Below are 5,775 nucleotides of genomic sequence, written 5' to 3'. Positions count from 1 at the left end.
GCACTGCGCCTTGGCGCAGTGCCGGGCCCAACTGCGGCGGGGTTTTGCAAAGCCCCTGACGGAGGCGGGAGTGCACCGGCCTGCCGGTAAGCTGCAGACATGGCGAAAAAAACACTTGAACGACTCAGGCACATGCCCGATACGGGCGCCCAAGACGCCAACGCACGCGCCTCTGGCGAAAGGGGTTACGCCCCTACGGTTACGTAGCGACGGTAACGTCTCTGACAGTACTGAGCGGTCATATATGGCCGGGTCTTTTGGAGATGACCATGAACGCAAACGTGGCCGGGCTGACTGCCCGTAATTGCGAAACTGTATCCCGCACTCTGAGCTTTATCGCCGCAAACCGGTTTGAGCGGCCGACGCTGGTGGTGGACGCCGAAGCTGTTGCGGCCAAATACCGGGCGCTGGCCCGCGGGCTGGGCCGGGCCCGCATTCACTATGCGGTCAAGGCCAATCCGGCAGCGGCTATTCTTGAGCGGCTGGTGCAGGAGGGATCCAATTTCGACGCCGCCAGCCGGGCGGAGATCGAGCTGTGCCTGGCGGCAGGGGCCGCGGCCAGCCGGATCACCTTTGGCAATACCATCAAACGTCCCGCCGACATCGCCTTTGCCCACAGCATCGGCATCACCCATTTCGCCGCCGATGCGCGTGAGGAGCTGGACAAGCTGGCCGCGCATGCGCCGGGAGCCAGGATCTGTCTGCGGCTGATCGTCGAGGCCAGCGAAGCCGATTGGCCGCTCAGCCGTAAATTCGGCTGCACCCCGGAAAAGGCGCTGAAGCTGATGGATTATGCCGCCGCCCGCGGTTTGCTGGTCGACGGTCTGTCTTTCCATGTCGGCTCGCAGACCCGCGAGCCGCAGATGTGGCAGGGCACGCTGCAGCAGGTGGCGGGGGTCTGGCGCCAGGCGCATGAGGCCGGCCATATGCTGAACCTGCTGAACATTGGCGGCGGTTTCCCGGCCTCTTATGGCTCGGACATGATGCCGGCCGAAGATTACGCCCGCGCGGTGATGGCGCAGGTCGGCGCGTATTTTGGCGATGTGGCGGAGATCATGGCCGAACCGGGCCGCGGCCTGGTGGCCGAGGCAGGCGCCATTGCCGCCGAGGTGCTGCTGGTCTCGCGCAAGCATGACGATGATCTGCACCGCTGGGCCTATCTCGACATCGGCATGTTCTCGGGCCTGGCCGAAACCATGGGCGAGGCGATCCGCTACCGGATCACCACGGACCGCGACCATGAGACCACCGGCCCCTGCATTCTGGCGGGCCCCTCCTGCGACAGCGCGGATGTGCTGTACGAGCGCAAGCCCTACCAGCTGCCGCTGGGGCTGAAGGGCGGCGACCGCGTGGTGATCCATTCCTGCGGCGCTTATACTTCGACCTATGCGTCGGTCGGCTTCAACGGCTTCCCGCCGCTGGACGTGGTTGTGATCTGACAGAGCCGTCCAGCCGCCGCTGCGGGCTTGCAAGCCCGCGGCGATGCGGTCTTGATGGGGCATACAAGACAGGAAGGTTTGCCCCATGACCGACATTTTCGAAGCCCCCGCCGATGCGGAGGCCCGCCGCGCCGTCCGGCCAGTGGTGTGCTATCCCAACGGGACCCTGCCTGCGCCCGATCTGGCGCTGTATCAGCAGGCCCGGCTGGGCGCGGTGAAATCCGGCGAGGTGCTGGCGCAGCCCCGTGAAGCCGCCTGTTTCGAGGTGCCGGCCGGGCATTTCTTCCGGATCAGCTCGGTCGAGGGGCCGCAGGTCGGCGACCTCAACCTGTGGAACAGGAATGACCTCAGCGAGCGGTTCTATTCCGGCAAGACCCGTGCCTTGCATGGCACCCACATCACCAGGGGCGAGCGGATGTGGAGCAGTTTCCCGCATCTGCGCCCCATGGCCACGATAACCGCGGATACCTTGGGCTGGTACGGGATCGACGATTTTGGCGGCTCGGTGCATGACGTGATCGGCACCCGCTGCGATCCCTACACCGGCAACCTGCTGGCCGGCAGCCAGTACCACCACTGCTGCCATTCAAACCTGACGCGCGCACTGGCGGAGCATCTTGGCATTTCCCGGGCGGAGGCGGAGCCGCATGTGCATGATGTGCTCAACGTCTTCATGTGCACCGGCTTTACCCGTGACACCGGCCAGTATTTCATGAAGGCCAGCCCGGTGCGGCCCGGTGATTATCTGGAGTTCTTCGCCGAGATTGATCTTCTGGGTGCCCTCAGTGCCTGTCCCGGCGGCGATTGCTCGGCTGGGCATTCCAGCGATACCGCGGCCTGCCATCCGCTAATGATCGAGATTTTTGCGCCCGCGGCAGGCGCGCTGAAGGGCTGGCAAAGCCCGCAGCGCAATGGCTATGATGGCAGCCATGGCCAGCCGTGACCATAAGAGAAAGGCATTAATTACAGCGTGACGGCCAATTTTGGCGCGATCTATGAAAGGCGAGGGATCCGAAGGAATGAAGCGGCGCTAAACTGGCCCAGCCTTGAGAATGCATGGAATCACTGCGGCCAGAAAATGAAAAAAGTGCCTTGTGACCGCATTGATCAAACCTCAGCCTGGCGAGGAAAAAGGGCAGGGGAAAACCGCTGCCCGTACTTTTTATACAATTGCCACTGCGTCAGGCAAATGCGGCTTCCAACGCAATTTCCACCATGTCGCCGAAGCTGCGCTCGCGCTGATCGGACGGCAAGGCTTCGCCGCTGCCCAAATGGTCAGATACCGTCAGCACCGCCAGGGCCCGGCAGCCGTGCCGGGCAGCAAGCGTGTACAGCTCTGCTGCTTCCATCTCCACGCCGAGAATGCCATGGCGCACCATCTGTTCATTCAGATCCGGCCGCTCGTCATAGAACACATCCGAGGAGTAGATACCGCCGATATGTGTTGCGGTATTGCGTTTTGCTGCTGCTTGCGCCGCTGCCTGCAGCAGGCCCCAGTCGGCGCAGGGGGCAAAGTTCAGCTCCCGGAAGATGCCGCTGGAGGGGCTGTTCAGAGTGCTGGCAGTCATCGCCAGGATCACGTCGCGGAGCTTGACGCTGTCCTGCATGCCGCCGCAGGAACCAATGCGGATCAGCGTTTTGGCGCCAAAATCGCGGATCAGCTCATTGGCGTAGATCGACAGCGAAGGCATCCCCATGCCGCTGCCTTGAATTGTCACCGGATGCCCGTTCCAGCTGCCGGTATAGCCCAGCATCCCGCGCACCTCGTTGACCAGTTTGGGGGCTGTCAAAAATGTCTCTGCGGCCCATTTCGCCCGGTAGGGGTCGCCAGGCATCAAAACGGTTTCCGCAATGTCGTCTTTTGCGGCACCAATATGAATGGTCATCGCGTTGCTCCGCCGTCAGGATCAGATTTCCAGGTCGGAAATATCCATGCCCGCGGTCAGCGCGGCATGCACCCAATGCGGTTTGCGGCCGCGGCCGGTCCAGGTTTCCTCGTGGTTGTGGGGATTGCGGTATTTCGGGGCCGCTTTGTTCTTCTTTACGCCCTGGCGCGACGCATTGGCGATTTCTTCCAGGGAAAAGCCGTATTTTGCAGCCGCTTCTTCAGCCGCCTTCAAAGCTTCCTGGCGTTCGCGCAGTTCCGCTGCGCGCAGCGCTTCTTCCACATCGCCTTGCAGCTGAAGAAGTTCTTTTCTGGTCATTGCCGAAAGATCAAGGGTCATTCTGCACTCCACATTAAATGACATACCGGAGATCCCGGTATGTCATTCTTTATGGCGCGAATGCCAGACTCGTTTCAGCATCTTTTTTCTAATTCGCGGAAAAATGCCGAAGAAAGGTCAATTCACTGCAATTTCCGGTGGCCTTGCCAAGTTCACAATGTCGCTCATAATTGAATTGAGCTCGAAGTCTTTGGGGGTGTAAACGCGCGCCACGCCCATGGATTTCAGCCTTTCCGCGTCGTCATCAGGGATGATCCCGCCGACGATCACCGGAATATGGCCAAGGCCGGCCTCCTGCATGCGGCCCATCATCTCCTCGACCAGGGGCAGGTGGCTGCCGGACAGGATTGACAGGCCAACCACATGGGCGTCGTCCTTTTGCGCCGCCTCCACCAGCTCTGCCGGGGTCATGCGGATGCCGTCATAGGTGATGTCCATGCCGCAGTCGCGGGCGCGGAAGGCGATCTGCTCGGCACCGTTGGAATGGCCGTCGAGGCCCGGCTTGCCGACCACGAATTTGATCCGGCGGCCCAGCACGTCGCTGACCGCATTGACCGCATCGCGCAGATCGTCCAGCCCCTCGGTCTTGTTCGAGACCGAGGCCGACACACCGGTCGGGCCGCGGTAGGTGCCGTAAACCTTGCGCATTTCTTCAGCCCATTCACCGGTAGTGACGCCGGCCTTGGCGGCGGCAATCGAGGGCTCCATGATATTGGCGCCGCTTTGCGCTGCCGCGCGCAGGGCGGCGAGTGCCGTTTCCACCGCCGCATTGTCCCGCTCGCTGCGCCAGGCGTTCAGGCGGCTGATCTGCTCCTGCTCCACCGCCGGATCAACAACCATGATGCCGCCATCCTCGGTCTGCAGCGGCGAGGGTTCGCCCTCGGTCCATCTGTTGACGCCGACCACCACGGTTTCGTTCTTCTCGATCCGGTTCAGGCGCTCGGCGTTGGAATCGACCAGGCGGCCCTTCATGTATTCGATCGAGGCCACGGCGCCGCCCATCGATTCCAGGTTGGCCAGCTCGGCCCGGGCACCGTCCTTCAGCTCTTCCACTTTGGCGTCCACCGCCGGGTTGCCGTCAAACAGGTCGCCGTACTCCAGCAGGTCGGTCTCATAGGCCAGGATCTGCTGCATCCGCATCGACCACTGCTGGTCCCAGGGGCGGGGCAGGCCAAGCGCCTCGTTCCAGGCGGGCAGCTGCACCGCGCGGGCGCGCGCCTTTTTCGACAGGGTCACCGCCAGCATTTCGATCAGGATGCGGTAGACGTTGTTTTCCGGCTGCTGCTCGGTCAGCCCCAGCGAGTTCACCTGCACGCCATAGCGGAAGCGGCGGAACTTGGGGTCGCCCACGCCGTAGCGCTTCTCGCAGATCTCGTCCCACAGGTCGACAAAGGCACGCATCTTGCACATCTCGGTGACAAAGCGGATGCCTGCATTCACAAAGAATGAGATCCGCCCGACCATCGCCGGGAAGTCTTCTGGCGCGATGCGCGGCTTCAGCTCGTCCAGCACCGCCTGCGCGGTGGCCAGCGCAAAGGCCAGCTCCTGTTCCGGCGTGGCACCAGCCTCTTGCAGGTGGTAGGAACACACGTTCATCGGGTTCCACTTGGGCACGTTGGTATAGCAGTACTCGGCCACATCGGCGATCATCTTGAGGCTGGGTTTGGGCGGGCAGACATAGGTGCCGCGGCTGAGGTATTCCTTGATCAGATCGTTCTGCACCGTGCCCTGCAGCTTCGAGACATCGGCGCCCTGTTCCTCGGCCACCGCGATATAGAGCGACAGCAGCCAGGGCGCCGTTGCATTGATGGTCATCGAGGTATTCATCTGTTCCAGCGGGATCTCGTCGAACAGCGTCCGCATGTCGCCAAGATGGCCGATCGGCACACCAACCTTGCCCACTTCGCCGCGGGCCAGCACGTGGTCGCTGTCGTACCCGGTCTGGGTCGGCAGGTCGAAGGCGACCGACAGGCCGGTCTGCCCTGTGGCCAGATTGGCGCGGTACAGCGCGTTGGACGCCGATGCCGTGGAATGGCCGGCATAGGTGCGGATCAGCCAGGGGCGGTCTTTTTGCATCTGCGGCATGTCGGGCCTCGCGAGTCAGTGTGCTG

The 5,775-nt window shown here is 62.7% G+C and carries 5 protein-coding genes; 2 read left to right on the top strand and 3 right to left on the bottom strand.

Annotated elements, in window-relative coordinates; translation table 11 throughout:
• The first annotated feature begins 269 nt into the window (after nucleotides 1–269).
• Both VOI29_RS22085 and VOI29_RS22080 read left to right on the top strand, forming a co-directional pair.
• Nucleotides 270–1,439, top strand: a complete 1,170-nt coding sequence (locus VOI29_RS22085; RefSeq protein WP_416361577.1) for a type III PLP-dependent enzyme — start codon at nucleotides 270–272, stop codon at nucleotides 1,437–1,439.
• Nucleotides 1,440–1,524: 85 nt separating this feature from the next.
• Nucleotides 1,525–2,382 (top strand): urea carboxylase-associated family protein, encoded by an 858-nt coding sequence (locus tag VOI29_RS22080; RefSeq protein WP_323783727.1) that lies wholly within the window; start codon nucleotides 1,525–1,527, stop codon nucleotides 2,380–2,382.
• A gap of 238 nt (nucleotides 2,383–2,620) precedes the next feature.
• Here VOI29_RS22080 and deoD read toward each other — a convergent pair whose 3' ends face one another.
• The 3 genes from deoD to VOI29_RS22065 all read right to left on the bottom strand — a co-directional run bounded on the left by deoD (nucleotide 2,621) and on the right by VOI29_RS22065 (nucleotide 5,749).
• Entirely contained in the window at nucleotides 2,621–3,325 is a 705-nt protein-coding gene (gene deoD / locus VOI29_RS22075) for a purine-nucleoside phosphorylase (RefSeq protein WP_323783726.1), read from the bottom strand.
• A gap of 21 nt (nucleotides 3,326–3,346) precedes the next feature.
• Nucleotides 3,347–3,664, bottom strand: coding sequence for an H-NS histone family protein (locus VOI29_RS22070; protein ID WP_323783724.1), 318 nt, complete (start codon nucleotides 3,662–3,664; stop codon nucleotides 3,347–3,349).
• Between the two features lie 117 nt (nucleotides 3,665–3,781).
• On the bottom strand, nucleotides 3,782–5,749 hold the full coding sequence (locus tag VOI29_RS22065; RefSeq protein WP_323783722.1) for a protein meaA: 1,968 nt from the start codon (nucleotides 5,747–5,749) through the stop codon (nucleotides 3,782–3,784).
• Between the last annotated feature and the right edge of the window lie 26 nt (nucleotides 5,750–5,775).

This window comes from Leisingera sp., assembly GCF_034669605.1.
GTDB lineage: Bacteria > Pseudomonadota > Alphaproteobacteria > Rhodobacterales > Rhodobacteraceae > Leisingera.
This window is presented reverse-complemented; position numbering and strand designations above follow the sequence as displayed.

What these genes read in the sequence shown, in the direction of transcription:
- VOI29_RS22085 (WP_416361577.1), top strand. Translation starts at nt 270, where the DNA reads ATGAACGCAAACGTGGCCGGGCTGACTGCCCGTAATTGCGAAACTGTA.
- VOI29_RS22080 (WP_323783727.1), top strand. Translation starts at nt 1,525, where the DNA reads ATGACCGACATTTTCGAAGCCCCCGCCGATGCGGAGGCCCGCCGCGCC.
- deoD (WP_323783726.1), bottom strand. Translation starts at nt 3,325, where the DNA reads ATGACCATTCATATTGGTGCCGCAAAAGACGACATTGCGGAAACCGTT.
- VOI29_RS22070 (WP_323783724.1), bottom strand. Translation starts at nt 3,664, where the DNA reads ATGACCCTTGATCTTTCGGCAATGACCAGAAAAGAACTTCTTCAGCTG.
- VOI29_RS22065 (WP_323783722.1), bottom strand. Translation starts at nt 5,749, where the DNA reads ATGCCGCAGATGCAAAAAGACCGCCCCTGGCTGATCCGCACCTATGCC.